This is a genomic window from Burkholderia sp. MBR-1 (assembly GCF_013822785.1).
GTDB lineage: Bacteria > Pseudomonadota > Gammaproteobacteria > Burkholderiales > Burkholderiaceae > Burkholderia > Burkholderia vietnamiensis.
Genome location: NZ_CP053610.1, coordinates 1603911 through 1622700 on the forward strand (window position 1 = coordinate 1603911; position 18790 = coordinate 1622700).

The 18790-nt window shown below is 66.1% G+C and carries 9 protein-coding genes; 7 read left to right on the forward strand and 2 right to left on the reverse strand.

Annotated elements, in window-relative coordinates; genetic code table 11:
• Positions 1-517: 517 nt before the first annotated feature.
• The 7 genes from MBR110_RS21850 to MBR110_RS21880 all read left to right on the forward strand — a co-directional run bounded on the left by MBR110_RS21850 (position 518) and on the right by MBR110_RS21880 (position 17413).
• Entirely contained in the window at positions 518-10363 is a 9846-nt protein-coding gene (locus tag MBR110_RS21850; RefSeq protein WP_181709514.1) for an ESPR-type extended signal peptide-containing protein, read from the forward strand.
• A gap of 94 nt (positions 10364-10457) precedes the next feature.
• Positions 10458-11138: an OmpA family protein gene (locus tag MBR110_RS21855; RefSeq protein WP_059735953.1), complete on the forward strand. Its 681-nt coding sequence runs from the start codon at positions 10458-10460 to the stop codon at positions 11136-11138.
• A 310-nt stretch (positions 11139-11448) separates the two neighbouring features.
• Positions 11449-12594 (forward strand): DUF2827 domain-containing protein, encoded by a 1146-nt coding sequence (locus MBR110_RS21860; RefSeq protein WP_059735955.1) that lies wholly within the window; start codon positions 11449-11451, stop codon positions 12592-12594.
• Positions 12595-12608: 14 nt separating this feature from the next.
• The gene (locus tag MBR110_RS21865) at positions 12609-13763 is read left to right on the forward strand and encodes a DUF2827 domain-containing protein (RefSeq protein WP_034195520.1); all 1155 of its coding nucleotides are present in this window, start codon (positions 12609-12611) and stop codon (positions 13761-13763) included.
• A 25-nt stretch (positions 13764-13788) separates the two neighbouring features.
• Positions 13789-14256 carry a DUF4019 domain-containing protein gene (locus MBR110_RS21870; protein ID WP_059462763.1) on the forward strand — a complete coding sequence of 156 codons (468 nt, stop codon included), beginning with the start codon at positions 13789-13791 and terminating at the stop codon, positions 14254-14256.
• Between the two features lie 21 nt (positions 14257-14277).
• Positions 14278-15414 (forward strand): DUF2827 family protein, encoded by a 1137-nt coding sequence (locus MBR110_RS21875; protein ID WP_011880838.1) that lies wholly within the window; start codon positions 14278-14280, stop codon positions 15412-15414.
• 34 nt (positions 15415-15448) lie between these two features.
• A complete protein-coding gene (locus MBR110_RS21880) occupies positions 15449-17413 on the forward strand; it encodes an FkbM family methyltransferase (protein ID WP_059735957.1) in 1965 nt (654 codons plus the stop codon).
• Between the two features lie 46 nt (positions 17414-17459).
• Here MBR110_RS21880 and MBR110_RS21885 read toward each other — a convergent pair whose 3' ends face one another.
• Both MBR110_RS21885 and MBR110_RS21890 read right to left on the reverse strand, forming a co-directional pair.
• The gene (locus tag MBR110_RS21885; protein WP_011880840.1) at positions 17460-17891 is read right to left on the reverse strand and encodes a hypothetical protein; all 432 of its coding nucleotides are present in this window, start codon (positions 17889-17891) and stop codon (positions 17460-17462) included.
• A 61-nt stretch (positions 17892-17952) separates the two neighbouring features.
• Positions 17953-18756, reverse strand: a complete 804-nt coding sequence (locus MBR110_RS21890) for an EAL domain-containing protein (RefSeq protein ID WP_011880841.1) — start codon at positions 18754-18756, stop codon at positions 17953-17955.
• Between the last annotated feature and the right edge of the window lie 34 nt (positions 18757-18790).

Consider the following 18790-nt stretch of genomic DNA (forward strand, 5'->3'; position numbering starts at 1 on the left):
CGCGACGGCTCGCCCCGCGTCGTCAATCGATTATCTCCCATGATTAACGACATAATAAAAATGCCACTCATGATATTAAAATAGCGAATTGATAAATATGTTCATATTCTTGTAGATCGACATCGTGGTCGCATTACAGAACAGAAAGAAACATGCGCCGCGCAAACGTTTGCCATTCAATTCTTCCTATCTTTCCGGGGCCAAAATGCGCGTCATCGCACAAACAACCCATGCAAACCATTGATTTCACACTACTTTTATGCGCGAACATCAGACCTCCGGCACTTTACAAAAACAATTCTTCATACTTTTGGATTGGTTGTTAATCAATACATCAAATCGCGATGCATTAACGATTCTTTAAACTTCCACGCGCTACATTTATCACTGTTTGTCAATTTACAAATAACGCCTCAAATAAAATTCGCGCATCGATTAAGAGTTTCGCGCGAGCGCACGAAATATTCGTCTAATGAAAGGCGGTGTGTGCGGCGCGCTTATTTGGAGGCAGCAGGACATGAACCGCACATACCGCTCGATCTGGAACGAAGCTCTCGGCGCCTGGGTCGCGGCCTCGGAACACGACTCGGCACGGGGTAAGCCGAACAAATCCGCCGTCGCGAAGGCTGTTGCGGCAGTGGCGCTCGTCGCGGGGGCGACGGTCGGCAACGTCGCGCACGCGCAGTACAGTGCGGGCGGGTTCGGCGGCTCCGTCCTCGCGTTGGGGTCGCAGGCGATCGCGATCGGCGGCAACGCCGGCAGCACGACGACGGCCAGCGGCGCAACCTCGATCGCGATTGGCGCGAACGCGACAGCGTCGGGCAACTATTCGCAAGCATTCGGTCAGCGTTCCGTGGCCACCGGCTCGAGCTCGATCGGCATCGGTTCCGGCTCCACTGCACTCAATACCGGCGCGACCGCGGTCGGCAACGACACGACGGCATCGGGCATCAGTTCGGTCGCGCTGGGCGGCGGCAACAGCAGCGGCACGGGCGGTGCGGTCGCGGCAGGCACGAACGCGATCGCGATCGGCCGGTTCTCCAATGTCGATGCGGCGGCGACGTCGGGCGTTGCGATCGGCGCCAACTCGGTCGTCACGTCGGCCGGCACCGACGCCACGGCGCTGGGTTCCGCCGCGACCGCGGCGGCCAGCGGCGCGACCGCGCTCGGCAACGGCGCGACGGCCAACGTCGCCGGCTCGGTCGCGCTCGGCAAGAACGCCGTGACCACAAGCACGAGCGGTACGACGACGGCAGGCACCGGGGCCGTCGGCAGCGCGACGGTCGGCACGCAGACGTTCACCGGGTTCGCCGGCACGAGCTCGGCCGCGGGGGTCGTGAGCATCGGCAGCCCCGGCGCGGAGCGGCGGATCCAGAACGTCGCGGCCGGGCTCGTGACTTCCGGCAGCACCGATGCGGTCAACGGAAGCCAGCTCTATTCGGTCGCCAGCACGACGACGTCAAGTATCAGCAGTCTTTCGACTTCGACGTCGACGGGGCTGTCGACGGTTGGTAGTTCGATTACTTCGCTTTCTACGTCGACTTCGACCGGCATCAGTTCGTTGTCCACGGGCCTCAGTTCGACCAATAGTTCGGTGACGTCGCTTTCTACGTCGACTTCCACGGGTATCAGCTCGCTGTCGACCGGGCTCAGTTCGACCAATAGTTCGGTGACGTCGCTTTCGTCGTCGACGTCGACCGGCCTCTCGTCGGCCAATAGCGCGATTACGTCGCTGTCTACGTCGACTTCCACGGGCATCAGCTCGTTGTCGACGGGTCTCAGCTCGCTGTCCACCGGCCTGAGCTCCACCAACAGCTCGGTGACGTCGCTTTCGTCGTCCACGTCGACGGGCTTGTCATCGGCCACCAGCTCGATCACGTCGCTGTCAACTTCGGCTTCGACGGGTCTGTCGTCGGCAACCAGTTCGATCAGCTCGCTTTCCACTTCGACCTCGACGGGTATCAGCTCGCTGTCCACCGGCCTGAGCTCGACCAACAGTTCGGTGACGTCGCTTTCGACCTCCACGTCGACGGGGCTGTCGTCGGCCAATAGCTCGATCACGTCGCTGTCCACCTCGACGTCCACGGGCATCAGCTCGTTGTCGACAGGTCTCAGCTCGACCAATAGTTCGGTGGTCTCGCTTTCCACTTCGACCTCGACCGGTATCAGTTCCCTGTCGACGGGCCTGAGCTCGACTAATAGCTCAGTGACATCGCTGTCGTCGTCCACGTCGACGGGCTTGTCGTCGGCAACGAGCTCGATCACATCGCTGTCCACCTCGACCTCGACGGGTATCAGCTCGCTGTCCACCGGCCTCAGCTCGACCAACAGCTCGGTGACGTCGCTGTCGTCGTCCACGTCGACGGGCTTGTCGTCGGCCACCAGCTCGATCACGTCGCTGTCCACGTCGACCTCGACGGGTATCAGCTCACTGTCCACCGGCCTCAGCTCGACCAACAGCTCGGTGACGTCACTGTCGTCGTCCACGTCGACGGGCTTGTCGTCGGCAACGAGCTCGATCACATCGCTGTCCACCTCGACCTCGACCGGTATCAGCTCGTTGTCCACCGGCCTGAGCTCGACCGACAGTTCGGTGGCCTCACTGTCGACGTCGACGTCGACCGGCCTCTCGTCGGCGACGAGCTCCGTCACGTCGCTGTCCACGTCGACCTCGACCGGTATCAGTTCGCTGTCGACCGGCCTCAGTTCGACCGATAGCTCGGTGGCCTCACTGTCGACGTCGACGTCGACCGGTCTGTCGTCCGCGACCAGCTCGATCAGCTCGCTCTCCACGTCGACCTCGACCGGTATCAGCTCGTTGTCGACAGGCCTGAGCTCGACCGATAGCTCGGTGGCATCGCTCTCGACGTCCACGTCGACCGGCTTGTCGTCGGCCACGCGTTCGATCACGTCGCTGTCCACCTCGACGTCGACCGGTATCAGCTCGTTGTCCACGGGTCTGAGTTCCACCGACAGCTCGGTTGCGTCGCTGTCAACCTCCACGTCGACCGGCCTCTCGTCGGCCACCAGCTCGATCACCTCGCTCTCCACCTCGACCTCGACCGGCATCAGCTCGTTGTCGACAGGCCTGAGCTCGACTAATAGTTCGGTAACGTCGCTGTCGTCGTCCACGTCGACGGGCCTTTCGTCGGCGACCAGCTCGATCGGCTCTCTGTCCACGTCGACGTCGACGGGTATCAGTTCGTTGTCCACCGGACTGAGCTCGACCAATAGCTCCGTCACGTCGCTGTCCACGTCGACCTCGACCGGTATCAGCTCGTTGTCGACGGGCTTGAGTTCGACCGATAGCTCGGTGGCCTCACTGTCGACTTCGACATCGACCGGTCTGTCGTCGGCCACCAGCTCGATCACGTCGCTGTCCACCTCGACATCGACCGGCATCGGCTCGCTGTCCACCGGTCTCAGCTCGACCAACAGCACGGTGGCTTCGCTGTCGACGTCCACGTCGACGGGCCTGTCGTCGGCCAACAGCTCAATCACGTCGCTGTCCACGTCGACCTCGACCGGCATCAGCTCGCTGTCCACCGGCCTGAGCACGGTCGTGACCAAGACCGACAATCTCGGCAACAGCACCGCCGCGGCGCTCGGCGGCGGCGCTGCCTACGATCCGACGACAGGCGCGGTTTCCGCTCCGTCGTACACGATGTACAACGCGAACGGCACGACGTCCACCGCGAACAGCGTCGGCTCCGCGATCGACAGCATCAACAGCCAGGGCATCAAGTATTTCCACGCGAATTCGACGGCCGCCGACAGCCAGGCGCTCGGCGCCGACTCGGTCGCGATCGGCCCGAACGCCATCGCCAACAACGCCGGCGACGTCGCGCTCGGCAGCGGGTCGGTCACCGCGGCGCCCAACCCGACGCCGACCGGCACCGTCGGCGGCGTGACCACCACGTTCGCGGGCGGCAACCCGACGAGCACCGTCAGCGTCGGCGACCCGAGCGCCGGCATCACGCGCCAGATCACCAACGTCGCGGCAGGCCAGATCACGCCCACCAGCACCGATGCGATCAACGGCTCGCAACTGTTCGCGACCAACTCGGTGGTGAATTCGCTGTCGACGACGGTGTCGTCGTCCAGCAGCGCAATCTCGTCGCTGTCGACCGGCATCACTTCGTTGTCGACGGGGTTGAGCTCGACTGATAGTTCGGTGGCGTCGTTGTCGACCTCGACGTCGACGGGTTTGTCGTCGGCAACCAGCTCGATCAGCTCGCTGTCGACTGGCCTCAGCTCGACCGACAGCACCGTGGCCTCGCTGTCGACGTCCACGTCGACGGGCCTTTCGTCGGCGACGAGCTCGATCTCGTCGCTGTCCACCTCGACCTCCACGGGCATCAGCTCGCTGTCCACCGGCCTCAGCTCGACCGACAGCACCGTGGCGTCGCTGTCGACGTCCGCGTCGACGGGCATCAGCTCGCTGTCCACTGGCCTGAGCTCGACCGATAGCTCGGTCGCCTCGCTCTCCACGTCCACGTCGACGGGTCTCTCGTCGGCGACCAGCTCGATCTCGTCGTTGTCCACGTCGACCTCGACCGGCATCAGCTCGCTGTCCACGGGCCTCAGCTCGACCGACAGTTCGGTCGCCTCGCTCTCGACGTCCACGTCGACCGGGCTGTCGTCGGCCACCAGCTCGATCAGCTCGCTGTCCACCTCGACTTCGACCGGCATCAGCTCGCTCTCGACCGGCCTGAGCTCGACCGACAGCTCGGTCGCCTCGCTGTCGACCTCCACATCGACCGGCCTCTCGTCGGCAACCAGCTCAATCACGTCGCTCTCCACCTCGACCTCGACCGGTATCAGCTCGCTGTCGACAGGCCTCAGCTCGACCGACAGCACGGTCGCCTCGCTGTCGACCTCGACGTCGACCGGGCTGTCGTCGGCAACCAGCTCGATCACGTCGCTGTCCACCTCGACTTCGACGGGCATCAGTTCGCTGTCGACCGGCCTGAGCTCGACCGACAGCTCGGTCGCCTCGCTGTCGACCTCCACGTCGACGGGTCTGTCGTCGGCGACCAGCTCGATCACCTCGCTGTCCACCTCGACCTCGACCGGTATCAGCTCGTTGTCAACGGGCCTGAGCTCGACCGACAGCTCGGTCGCCTCGCTGTCGACCTCCACGTCGACGGGTCTGTCGTCGGCGACCAGCTCAATCTCGTCGTTGTCCACCTCGACTTCGACGGGCATCAGCTCCCTGTCGACCGGCCTGAGCTCGACCGATAGCTCGGTGGCCTCGCTGTCGACCTCCACGTCGACCGGTCTGTCGTCGGCAACCAGCTCGATCACGTCGCTGTCCACGTCAACTTCGACGGGCATCAGCTCGCTGTCGACGGGTCTGAGCTCGACCGACAGCTCGGTCGCCTCGCTGTCGACCTCGACGTCGACCGGGCTGTCGTCGGCGACCAGCTCAATCTCGTCGCTGTCCACGTCAACTTCGACGGGCATCAGCTCGCTGTCGACGGGTCTCAGCTCGACCGATAGCTCGGTCGCCTCGTTGTCGACCTCCACGTCGACCGGTCTGTCATCGGCGACCAGCTCGATCTCGTCGTTGTCCACCTCGACTTCGACCGGCATCAGCTCGCTGTCGACGGGCCTCAGCTCGACCGACAGCTCGGTCGCCTCGCTCTCGACCTCCACGTCGACGGGCCTGTCCTCGGCCACGAGTTCGATCACGTCGCTGTCCACCTCGACTTCGACGGGCATCAGCTCCCTGTCGACGGGTCTGAGCTCGACCGACAGCTCGGTCGCCTCGCTGTCGACCTCCACGTCGACCGGTCTGTCGTCGGCAACCAGCTCGATCACGTCGCTGTCCACCTCGACTTCGACCGGTATCAGCTCGCTGTCGACTGGCCTGAGCTCGACCGACAGTTCGGTGGCATCGCTCTCGACTTCGACGTCGACGGGGCTGTCTTCGGCAACCAGCTCGATCACCTCGCTGTCCACGTCGACTTCGACGGGCATCAGTTCGCTGTCGACTGGCCTGAGCTCGACCGACAGTTCGGTGGCATCGCTGTCGACCTCGTCGTCGACGGGTCTGTCGTCGGCGACCAGCTCAATCTCGTCGCTCTCCACGTCGACCTCGACCGGTATCAGCTCGCTCTCGACCGGCCTGAGCTCGACCGACAGCTCGGTCGCCTCGCTGTCGACCTCCACGTCGACGGGTCTGTCGTCGGCGACCAGCTCGATCACCTCGCTGTCCACCTCGACCTCGACCGGTATCAGCTCGTTGTCAACGGGCCTGAGCTCGACCGACAGCTCGGTCGCCTCGCTGTCGACCTCCACGTCGACGGGTCTGTCGTCGGCGACCAGCTCAATCTCGTCGTTGTCCACGTCGACCTCGACGGGTATCAGCTCGCTCTCGACCGGCCTGAGCTCGACCGACAGCTCGGTCGCCTCGCTGTCGACGTCCACGTCGACCGGGCTGTCGTCGGCGACCAGCTCAATCTCGTCGCTGTCCACGTCGACCTCGACGGGTATCAGCTCGCTCTCGACCGGCCTGAGCTCGACCGACAGCTCGGTCGCCTCGCTGTCGACGTCCACGTCGACGGGTCTGTCGTCGGCAACCAGCTCGATCACCTCGCTGTCCACCTCGACCTCGACCGGTATCAGCTCGTTGTCGACGGGTCTGAGCTCGACGGACAGCTCGGTCGCCTCGCTGTCGACCTCGACGTCGACCGGGCTGTCGTCGGCGACCAGCTCGATCTCGTCGTTGTCCACGTCGACCTCGACCGGTATCAGCTCGTTGTCGACGGGTCTGAGCTCGACGGACAGCTCGGTCGCCTCGCTGTCGACCTCGACGTCGACCGGGCTGTCGTCGGCGACCAGCTCGATCTCGTCGCTGTCCACGTCGACCTCGACGGGTATCAGCTCGCTCTCGACCGGCCTGAGCTCGACCGATAGCTCGGTGGCCTCGCTGTCGACCTCCACGTCGACCGGGCTGTCGTCGGCCACGAGTTCGATCACGTCGCTGTCCACGTCGACTTCGACCGGTATCAGCTCGTTGTCCACCGGCCTGAGCTCGACCGACAGCTCGGTGGCATCGCTCTCGACGTCCACGTCGACCGGTCTGTCGTCGGCGACCAGTTCGATCACATCGCTGTCCACGTCGACTTCGACCGGTATCAGCTCGTTGTCCACCGGTCTGAGCTCGACCGATAGTTCGGTGGCATCGCTCTCGACTTCGACGTCGACGGGATTGTCGTCGGCGACGAGCTCAATCAGCTCGCTCTCCACGTCGACTTCCACGGGCATCAACTCGCTGTCCACCGGACTGAGCTCGACGGACAGCTCGGTGGCATCGCTCTCGACATCCACGTCGACGGGTCTGTCGTCGGCCACGAGCTCGATCACGTCGCTGTCCACCTCGACTTCCACGGGCATCAACTCGCTGTCCACCGGCCTGAGTTCGACCGATAGCTCGGTCGCGTCGCTCTCGACCTCGACGTCGACGGGGTTGTCGTCGGCGACGAGTTCGATCACGTCGCTGTCCACCTCGACTTCCACGGGCATCAACTCGCTGTCGACGGGCCTCAGCTCGACCGACAGCTCGGTGGCATCGCTCTCGACGTCCACGTCGACCGGTCTGTCGTCGGCGACCAGTTCGATCACGTCGCTGTCCACGTCGACTTCGACCGGTATCAGCTCGTTGTCCACCGGCCTCAGCTCGACGGATAGCTCGGTGGCCTCGCTGTCGACCTCCACGTCGACCGGCCTCTCGTCGGCGACGAGCTCGATCACATCGCTGTCCACCTCGACTTCGACCGGCATCAGCTCGCTGTCCACCGGTTTGAGCACGACGGATAGCACGGTGACGTCCCTGTCGACGTCCACGTCGACGGGCCTGTCGTCGGCCGCCAGCTCGATCACGTCGTTGTCCACCTCGACTTCGACCGGCATCAGCTCGCTGTCGACGGGCCTCAGCTCGACCGACAGCTCGGTGGTCTCGCTGTCGACCTCCACGTCGACCGGTCTGTCGTCGGCGACCAGCTCGATCACGTCGCTGTCCACGTCGACTTCGACCGGTATCAGCTCGTTGTCGACCGGCCTGAGTTCCACCGATAGCTCGGTGACGTCGCTGTCGACGTCCACGTCGACCGGTCTGTCGTCGGCCACGAGTTCGATCACATCGCTGTCCACGTCGACTTCGACCGGCATCAGCTCGCTGTCCACCGGTTTGAGCACGACGGATAGCACGGTGACGTCCCTGTCAACGTCCACGTCGACGGGCCTCTCGTCCGCGACCAGCTCGATCACATCGCTGTCCACGTCGACTTCGACCGGCATCAGCTCGTTGTCGACCGGCCTGAGCTCCACCGACAGCTCGGTCGCGTCGCTGTCGACTTCGACGTCGACGGGCCTGTCCTCGGCCACGAGCTCGATCACGTCGCTCTCCACCTCGACTTCGACCGGCATCAGCTCGCTGTCGACCGGCCTGAGCTCGACCAACAGCTCGGTGGCCTCGCTCTCGACCTCCACGTCGACGGGCCTGTCCTCGGCCACGAGTTCGATCACGTCGCTGTCCACCTCGACTTCGACCGGCCTCAGCTCGCTGTCGACCGGCCTGAGCTCGACCAACAGCACGGTCGCCTCGCTCTCCACCTCGACCTCGACCGGCCTCAGCTCCCTCTCCACCGGCCTGAGTTCCACCGACAGCACGGTGACATCGCTGTCGACCTCGACCTCGACCGGCCTCTCGTCGGCCACGAGCTCGATCACGTCCCTGTCCACCTCGACGTCGACCGCGATCGAAGCTGCGAAGACGCACTACTTCAGCGTCAACGACAACGGCACGCAGCAAGGCAACTACGCGAACGACGGCGCGACGGGCGTCAACGCCCTCGCAGCCGGCGTGAACGCCAGCGCCGCCGGCGCGAGCAGCGTCGCCGTCGGCGACGGCTCGAACGCGCAAACCGCCGGTGCCGTCGCGATCGGCCAGAACGCATCGGCCACCGGCGGCAAGGCGGTGTCGATCGGCTCAGGCAACACGGCGAGCGGCGACGGCGCGGTCGCCATCGGCGACCCGAGCGTCGCAACGGGCACCGGCGCAGTCGCGATGGGCGCGAACGACACGGCGACCGGCACCGGCGCAGTGGCACTCGGCAACGCGAACACGGCAACCGGCACCGGCGCGCTCGCGCTCGGCAGCAACGCGGTCGCCAGCGCCACCGGTGCGCAAGCCTACGGCTCCGCCGCAGCGGCCACGGCCACCGACGCCCTCGCGTTCGGCACGAACGCGCAGGCCAACGTCGCCAACTCGATCGCGATGGGCGCGAACTCGACCACGAGCAATGCAGTCGCGGTGTCGAGCATGACGGTCGGAGGCGTCACGTACGCGGTCAGCGGCATCGCACCGGTGGGCGTCTTCAGCGTCGGCGCACCGGGCGCCGAACGTCAGATCACGAACGTCGCCGCAGGCCGCGTCTCGGCCACCAGCACGGACGCCGTCAACGGCAGCCAGCTCAACGCAACGAACCTGGCCATCAGCAGCCTGTCGACGTCGACGGCCTCGAACATCTCGTCGCTGTCGACCGGGATCGGCTCGCTGTCCACCGGCCTGAGCTCGACCAACAGCAACCTCACGTCGCTGTCCACGTCGACCTCGACCGCGATCGGCTCGCTGTCCACCGGCTTGAGCTCGACCAACAGCAACCTCACGTCGCTGTCCACGTCGACCTCGACCGGCATCGGCTCGCTGTCCACCGGCCTGAGCTCGACCAACAGCACGGTGGCGTCGCTGTCGACCGGCGTGACGAGCATCAGCAACACGCTGAACCAGCTGTCGACGACGGTGAACAACAACCAGGCGCGTACGGCGAACAACTCCGGCATCGCGGCCGACATGAACGGCACCGGCACCGACCGCCCGACCGTCACCGCCGGCTCGAACTCGGTGGCGATCGGCGCGAATTCGAGCGACGGCGGCCGTTCGAACGTGGTGTCGGTCGGCAGCGACACGCAGCAGCGCCAGATCACGAACGTCGCGCCGGGCACGCAAGGCACCGACGCGGTGAACGTGAACCAGCTGACGCAAGTGCAGACGACGCTGTCGACCGCGCTGTCGGGCCAGCAGTCGCAGATCAACTCGCTCGGCACGCAAATGCAGCAGACGGACCAGATGGCGAAGCAGGGCATCGCGGCCGTCGGCGCGATGGCCTCGATCCCGCAGATGGACCGCGACGCCAACTTCGGGATGGGTATCGGCACGTCGACGTTCCTCGGCCAGAAGGCGATGGCGGTCAACATGCAGGCGCGCATCACGGAGAACCTGAAGGCGTCGATCAACGGCGGCTTCAGCGGCGGTCAGAAGGTGATCGGCGCCGGCATGCTGTATCAGTGGAAGTAACCCGTCGCGCAGCACGCCGCCCGTCCGGCCCACCGGCCGGGCGGCGTGCGGCGTGCCGCGCGCTTCAGTCAACTCCAGTTTTGAGGACGTAACCGTGAACAAACTCGCTCTTGCGCTCGCGCTCTCGGCGCTGGGCCTCGCCGCGTGCTCGACCGCATCCGGCCCGACCTACAGCGCCTCCGAACTGCAGCCGCGCGACGGCGTGCGCACGTTCCAGGTCGACTGCCACGGCTTGCTGTCGGGCCCGCAGACCTGCATGAACGCCGCGCGCAAGATCTGCGGCGAGCAGCCGGTGCGCGTCGCCGATTCGGCGCATGCACTGCGCAACCACGCCGATCCGGCCACGCTGGTCTTCCAGTGCGGCGCCGCACCAGCCGAAACGGCCGCGGCCGCCGCGCCCGTGCCGACACCGGCGCCCGCGCCCGCGGCGGTCGAACACGTGAACCTCGCGGGCGACGCGCTGTTCGCAACGGGCCAGGCCACGCTGACGCCCGCCGCGCGCGCATCGCTCGACAAGCTGCTGAGCGAACGCGAAGACCACACGTACACCGAAGTGACGGTCACCGGCCATACCGACTCGGCCGGCAGCGACGCGGCCAATCTCGCGCTGTCGAAACGCCGGGCGGACGTCGTCGCGCGCTACCTGCACGCGCACGGGCTGAAAGCTCATGCGACGACGGTCGCCGGCCGCGGCAGCGCCGATCCGGTCGGGTCGAACGCGACGGCCGAAGGCCGTGCGGCAAACCGCCGCGTCGAGATCTCGCTGAAGCGCTGACGCGCCGAACAGCGGCCCCGGCGCCGACCCTCCGCTATGTCAAACATCGTCATGGCCCTCCACAAACCGGCGTCTTCCGTGCCACAATCGCCGCAGACTGTCGCCGGAACTTTCCGCCCGCGTCGCGCGCCGTGCCAGCTTCGCGCGACGACACACCGGAATCCGGCGGCCGCCTCGCGATCCGCGCCGCCCGATCCGTCGTCAGCGCGCGCCGACGCGAACGCAACCACGACAATCCACGGCGCGCCGTCCGCAGGCCAGTCGCTCGACACCAGCGCCTGACGCGCGACGCCGCAGAGGAAACCAACCGGTGACGTACATCGATCAAGCCGCGTCAGGCGGCACTCGCAGAGAACGACCGGCGGTCGGCATCTCGCTGTTTGCGCGTGACGGCCAGGCAATCTGGGAAAACGGCATTCATCAGAACATCGCGTATCTCGCGATGATGCTCAAGCGCTCGGACCGCATCGGTCCGGTCTACTTCCTGAACGGCGGCGACGCGAACGCGCTGCCCGCCGGCCTCGAACTCGACGGCCTCGACATACCGCTCGTGAAACCCACGGACGTCACGCACGACATCGACGTCGTGATCGAGATGGGCGCACAACTGCCGGTCGAATGGCTCAGGCACGTAAAGGCGCTCGGCACGAAGCTCGTCGCGTGCTACGTCGGCCATACCTACAGCGGTCTCGCCGAAACGCCGATCTTCGGCAAGCCGTCGGGCCACGTGTTCAACGGCACGCAGTTCGACGAAGTGTGGGTGCTCGAGAAGTCGCAGAAAATCGACGTGCCGCTGTTGCGCACGCTCACGCGCGCGCCGGTCCATACGATGCCGCATCTGTGGTCGCCGTATTTCCTCGACCGCCGCATCGCCGCGCTCGCGAGCGGAGGCGTGACCTTCGGCTATCGGCCCGGCCGCCGCCCGTGGCACCTCGCGACGCTCGAACCGAACATCTCGGTCGTCAAGTCGTGCCATTACCCGATGCTCGCGTGCGACGAGTTCTATCGCGCGCATCCGGAGGCCGTGCAACATCTGTTCGTCGTCAATTCGATTCACATGAAGGCGCATCCGACCTTCGTCCATTTCGCCAACAACCTCGACCTCGTGCGCCAGCAGAAGGCGACGTTCGAGCCGCGCATGGACCTGCCCGGCTTCATGGCCCGCCACGCCGATGCGGTCGTCTCGCATCACTGGGAAAATCCGCAGAACTACCTTTACTACGACGTGCTGTACGGCGGCTATCCGCTGATCCACAACTCGACGCTGCTCGGCGACGCCGGCTACTACTATCCGGACTTCGATTCGGCCGCAGGCGGCCGCGCGCTGTACGACGCGTGGCTGCATCACGACGAGCGGCTCGACGACTATCGCGCGAAGGCCGGCCGGCTGCTGCAGGCCGTCTCGATCGACAACCCCGCGAACCTGGACGCGTTCGTCGCGCGCCTGGTCGCCTGAACCGGAGCATACGCATGTCGGACTCCAATGCCCGTCAAGCGCCCGGCGAGGGCAAGCGTCTCGTCGTCGGCGTGTCGCTGTTCGTACGCGGCGCCGGCCAGTCGCTGTGGGAAAACGGCATCTTCCAGAACTGCCTGCTGCTGATCCTGCTGCTGCGCCAGTCGCCGCTCGTCGCCGAAGCCGTGATGGTGAACGGCGGCGAACAGGTCGCCGATCCGCAGATGATGCTCGGCGAATGGGACGTGCCGCTGCTGTCGATGGACGAAGCGCTCGAGCGCTGCGACGTACTGATCGAAATGAGCGCGCAGTTCGGCGCGGACTACCTGCGCGCCTTCAACGAGCGCGGCGGCAAGGTCGTCACGATGCGGGTCGGCAACGACTACGTGATCGACATCGAGCGCGCGATGTTCGACAAGCCGTCGGGCTTCCTGTTCTCGGGCGCGCCGTACGACGCGGTGTGGACGATTCCGGAATTCGAGCGCTCGTGCCTGCACTACTACCAGACGGGCCTGCGCGCACCGGTGACGATCGTCCCGCACATCTGGCATCCGATGCTGTTCGACAAGGCGCGCGCGACGCTCGGCGCCGGCTTGTCGTACGGCTATCGGCCGGGCAAGCCGCGCTGGCGCGTGACGATGTTCGAGCCGAACATCTGCATGGTGAAGACGAGCATCATTCCGATGCTGGTGGCCGAGGAGGCCTATCGCGCGAAGCCGGATTTCCTCGAATTCGTGCGCGTGTGCAACACGCTGCACCTGAAAGAGCATCCAACCTTCGTCCACTTCGCGAAGAGCCTCGACATCGTGAACCACGGCATCACGACGTTCGAAAGCCGCTATGCGGTCTACGAGTTCATGGCCGCCTACGGCGACGCGGTCGTGTCGCACACGTGGGAAAACGCGCAGAACTACCTCTATTACGAACTGCTGTACGGCGACTATCCGCTGATCCACAACTCGCCGTTCCTCGGCAAGGCCGGGTATTTCTATCCGGACTTCGACTGTCAGGCCGGCGGCCGGGCGCTGCTGCAGGCGTTCGCGCAACACGACGCGAACCTCGACGCCTACCGCGAGCAATCGAAGCACGTGCTCGACTCGGTCAGCATCTACAACCCCGAGAACGTCGCCGCCTATTCGGACGCGATCGCGGCGCTCTATCGCGACGCATGACGCGCCGCCCTTTCCGGACTCCGACATGAACGCACACCCGTCCCTCTCCCGCGCGAAATGGCTGATCGGCTGCGCCGCCGCGTCCCTCGCGATCGGCGCGCACGCGCAGGCCGGCGGCGAATCGGCGGACGCGCTGCTGCGCGACGCCGACACCGTCTTCAAGCAGCTCGACGTGGGCCAGTACGGCGCGGTATGGGCCGATTCGGCCGCGTTCGTGAAGGCGCGCATCAAGCAGGACCAGTTCGCGGCCGACATGCAGCGCGCGCGCCAGTCGGTCGGCACGGTGCGTCATCGCGGCTGGGCGCAGATCACGCGGATCCGCTATACGAACGCGGGCACGACGCCGGACGGGCTGTACGCGAACGTCGACTATGCAACGACGCTCACCACCGGCACGACCGTGTACGAAAAGCTCAGCTTCCGCCTCGAGGACGACGGCCTCTGGCATCTGACCGGCTACGTGCCGCGTCAATCGCAAAACTACGCGCCCTAAGCCGCGCGCCCGGAGCCAGCGATGAAGATCAATGTCGCGATTACGATGAACGTGCAGCGCGACTCCGCGCAGTCGATCTGGTACAACGGCGCGAACCAGCATTGCGTGTTCCTCTACATGCTGCTGAAACGCTCGCCGCTGATCGGCAACGTGTGGCTCGCGCACGACGACGGCATCACCGACTATCCGCCGGCGCTGATGATGGACGCGTTCGGCGACGCACTGCGGCCGCTGTCGGCGATCGTCCACGACACCGACCTGCTGATCGAGATGAACGCGTTCATCGACTCGTCGCACACGGACGCCGTGCGCCGACGCGGCGGCAAGTGCGTGTCGTACCGCTTCGGCAACGACTACGTGATCGCGGTCGAGACGATCAACTTCGGCAAGAACGACTGGCGGCCGAACCCGAACCGCGTGCAGTTCGACGAGATCTGGACCAATCCGCAGCACATGCATACGTGCGCGGCATATTTCCGCGCGGTCTATCGTGCGCCGGTGATCGAGCTGCCGCACATCTGGTCGCCGTACTTCATCGAACGCAGCCTCGACGCCGACCCCGAGCTCAAGGCGCGGTTTGGTTATCGCAATCACGGGCCGGCCAAGCGCATCGCGTTCTTCGAGCCGAACCTGAACGTCGTGAAAAGCTCGATCGTGCCGATGCTCGCCGCGAACGCGTGCTACGTCGAGCATCCCGACCTGATCGAACACGTGTACATGACCAACACGTTCGACAAGAAGGAAAACGTCGCCTTCAAGCACCTCGCGCTCGGGCTCGAGATGGTGCGCGACGGCAAGGCGACGGCGGACGTGCGCGCGCCGTTCGTCGCGTGGGCCGCGCATCATACCGACATCGTCGTGTCGCACCACTGGGAAAACGGCCTGAACTACCTGCTGTACGACGCGCTGTACGGCAACTACCCGCTCGTGCACAACTCGGCGTTCCTGCGCGACGTCGGCTATTACTATCCGGACTTCGAAATCTTCGACGCCGCGCAAGCGATCGCAACCGCCGCGCAGACGCACGACGCGCGGCTCGACGACTACGCGGCGGCGGCACGCCGCTGCCTGCAACAGGTCGATACGCTCGCCGAGCACAACGTGCGTACGTATTCGGAGCAGATCCAGCGCCTGTTCGGCGGCCGTACGCCGGGCTGACGGCCTTCCCCACATCCCATCCATCCGCGCGCCGATGAATCAGACCATCCGCAATTTCGTCGTGATCGAATCGATCCACGGCCCGTTCCTGATCAATCGGCACTGCGACCTGCAGGCCGACGCGCTGATCAAGACCGGCCGCCCGCATATCCAGCGCGAGCTCGACACGATCATGCACGTGATCGACCAACTGCCCGACGGCGCGATCGCGGTGGACGGCGGCGCGAACGCCGGGCTGGTGTGCGTGCCGATTGCGCACCGGCTGCGCGAGCGCGGCGGCCAGGTGTACGCCTTCGAGCCGCAGCGCACGCTCTATCATGCGCTGGGCGGCACCATCGCGCTCAATGAGCTCGACAACCTCCATCTGCTCAACATGGGGCTCGGCAGCAGCAACGGCACGATGAAGGTGCCGGACGTCGACTACGGACGCGCGAGCGACTTCGGCCAGGTCTCGCTCGTCGGCGAACACGCGGCGGGCGGCACGCCGACGCCGATCGTCAGACTCGATTCGCTCGGCCTGCCGCGGCTCGATTTTCTGAAGCTCGACATCGAAGGGATGGAGATCGACGCGCTGCGCGGCGCGCGGCAGCTGATCGAAACGCATCTGCCGTGGTGCTGGATCGAGTACTGGAAGGTCGGCATGGAGGCGATCGCCGACACGTTCGCCGGGCTCGACTACACGTTCTTCCAGATCGACGGGCTCAACATGCTGTGCGTGCCGAATGCGCGCTGGGACCGGCAGCGGTTGTTCATCTCGGGCGAGCCGCTCGTCACCGCGCCGGCTGCGCAACGCGGCGCTGCCGCCGCTGCGATAGCGGACGCCGACGCGCCCGAAACGAACTGGAACCGCGCGCTCGAGCACGAGGCGCGCTGCGAATGGGGGCACGCGATCGACCGCTGGCTACGCGCGCGCGGCCGCGGCCTCGACGACGATGCGATCGCGTTCCAGCTCGCGTCGTGCTACGGCTTCGCCGGCGTGCCCGACGCCGGCCTCGCGGCGCTCGAACGCTTCGGCGACCGGGCCGTACTGCCCGACCCGCTGCGCGGCCGCGTCGAGCTGGCACGCTCGGCGCTGCTGCTGCGCGCCGGCCGGCGCGACGAAGCGGCACGCGCGACCATCGTCAGCGAGAAAGTGCTGAGCGCCGCGCAGTTCGGGTTGCCGATCGAGCGGCTCTATGACGGCCAGCCGCTGCACGGCAAGCGGCTGCTCGTGGTCAGCTACGGCGGCATTGGCGATCAGCTTCAATACGCGCGCTACCTGCATGCGCTCGACGCGCTCGGCTGCGCGGCGGTGACGGTCATCGTCCCGGCCGCGCTGGCCACGCTGATGCGCCACACGTTCCCGCAGATCGAATTCGTCGCCGCGCAGGGCCCGTGGATCGACGCGTCGGAACTTGCACACGATTACTGGTGCTCGTTCCTCGTGCTGGCCGCAATCTTCGGCTTTGCGCCGGCGCCGGAGCACGCACCGACTGCCTATCTGTCATGCCCGCCGGAGCGCGCGGCCGCGTGGCGCGAGCGCATCGCGCACGACGGCAGCGCGCCCGGCACGCGCCGCATCGGGCTGAACTGGCGCGGTCGCGAAGAGAGCGACGCACGCTTTCTGCGAGCGGCCAGCGTGCGCGATCTGGCGCCGCTCGCACGCCTGCACGGACACGCGGCGTACTGCATGAACCGCGAAATGTCCGCGCAGTCCGAGCAGACGGATCTGCCGATCACCTTCGCGCATCATGCGATCGAGGATTTCAGCGACCTGGCCGCGCTGATGCTCGCGATGGACGCGGTCGTCACGACCTGCACCGCGCATATCCATCTGGCCGGCGCGTTGGGCGTGCCGGCAGTTCTGCTGCTGAGCCCGAAGGCCGATGCGCGCTGGGAAACCGGTTCGCAGACGGCGCTGTACCGCAGTGTCCGGATAGCGCGCGCCGCCCATCCCGGCCGATGGGATGACGCGATCGATCGCGCGCTCACGTACGTGCTTGGAGAGTTCCGGAAGTGACTGACGAAGCGGCCGACGACAAGCGGCCGACACCCGCGATCGGCCGCTAGGCCGGCTCGCGCTGTGCGCGCCACGTGGCGAATACGCGGCCATGCCGTTGCCCGATGCGCGCCACGCGCGCGAAACAGCGCGCCGCCATCCCGCTGAAGCCGCGCGCCTGCTGCGCGAGGCTGCCCGACACACCGCGCGCGATCACCGAATCGTCGCCGCAGGCGCCGGCGAACACGCCGGCAAAATAATGCCGCGCCGCGCACTCGCGGCCGTCGGCATCGAGCGGCTTCAGCGCGCGAATATGCCGTTCGACGGCTTTCAGGCCTTCGAGAAACGGGGCGATGTCGACGGCCGCATCGGCTGCCTCGCGGGCTTCGGCATTGAACTCCCGCAGCATGTCGGCCAGCTCGGCGAGCGCGACCAGCGCGCCTGCGCCATCGCGCCGCTCGTGCACCCCGTGTCCGGTCTTCAGCTTCGTCACCGCCATGCTCTCGCTCCTTTGCGATCCGCCATTGTCCGATACCGTACCGACGCGTGCTGCCACGCTGTCACGCGGCGGCCGGCGACCGCCACGAGAAGCGGATGCCCTGCGCCCACGCGACGCCGGAATCCACCAGAATCTCCCGGTCGAGTTCGTTCTCGACGCCTTCGACGACGACGTGTCGCGCATTCTCGTGCGCGAACGCAATGAGCCGGCGAAACTGGTAGCGCCCGATCGCATTGCGCTTGATCAGCGATAGCACCGACCGGTCGAGCTTCACGATGTCCGGATTGCCGACCACCAGATTGTTCAGCGCACTGTAGCCGACGCCGAAATCGTCGATCGCGACGCGGCAGCCGGCCTGGCGGAACCGATGCACGAACGCGCGCCCGGCAACGGGGTTCAGCGGCTCCGTCTCCGTGATCTCGACGACCAGCCGCGCTGCAACCGACGGCTCACGTTCGAGGCGCCGGAAGATCGCTAGCCACGCGCTGTCGAGCACCGCACTCGCCGCCGCGATGTTGCAGCCGTATACGGCATTCGGATCGGCACGCAGCGCATCGATCGTCCGGCCGACCACGAGCCGGTCGAACCAGCGCATCAGGCCGAGCGCCTCGAGGCGCGGCAGAAATGCGCCTGGCGCCAAACTCTCGCCCGCGCCCCAGCGCAACCGCGCGAGGCATTCGTGATACAGAACGCCGCCGGACAGATCGGCCCGGCATACGGGCTCGCGCGCGAACCCGAGCCGGCTTTCGACGAAACTGCGTACCGACGCGGAATCCGGGTGATCGTCCGACGCGCCGAACACGCACTCGATATCGTCCCGATTCCGTTCCCTGTTAGCCTCCAGGCGAGGTTCGACCGCATTCATCCGGCGCTCCGGCAAATGGCGAGCCGCCGATGGA

Bases quoted from the DNA above. Each gene is read 5' to 3' on its own strand.
- MBR110_RS21850 (WP_181709514.1), top strand. From the start codon at position 518: ATGAACCGCACATACCGCTCGATCTGGAACGAAGCTCTCGGCGCCTGG.
- MBR110_RS21865 (WP_034195520.1), top strand. From the start codon at position 12,609: ATGTCGGACTCCAATGCCCGTCAAGCGCCCGGCGAGGGCAAGCGTCTC.
- MBR110_RS21870 (WP_059462763.1), top strand. From the start codon at position 13,789: ATGAACGCACACCCGTCCCTCTCCCGCGCGAAATGGCTGATCGGCTGC.
- MBR110_RS21875 (WP_011880838.1), top strand. From the start codon at position 14,278: ATGAAGATCAATGTCGCGATTACGATGAACGTGCAGCGCGACTCCGCG.
- MBR110_RS21880 (WP_059735957.1), top strand. From the start codon at position 15,449: ATGAATCAGACCATCCGCAATTTCGTCGTGATCGAATCGATCCACGGC.
- MBR110_RS21885 (WP_011880840.1), bottom strand. From the start codon at position 17,891: ATGGCGGTGACGAAGCTGAAGACCGGACACGGGGTGCACGAGCGGCGC.
- MBR110_RS21890 (WP_011880841.1), bottom strand. From the start codon at position 18,756: ATGAATGCGGTCGAACCTCGCCTGGAGGCTAACAGGGAACGGAATCGG.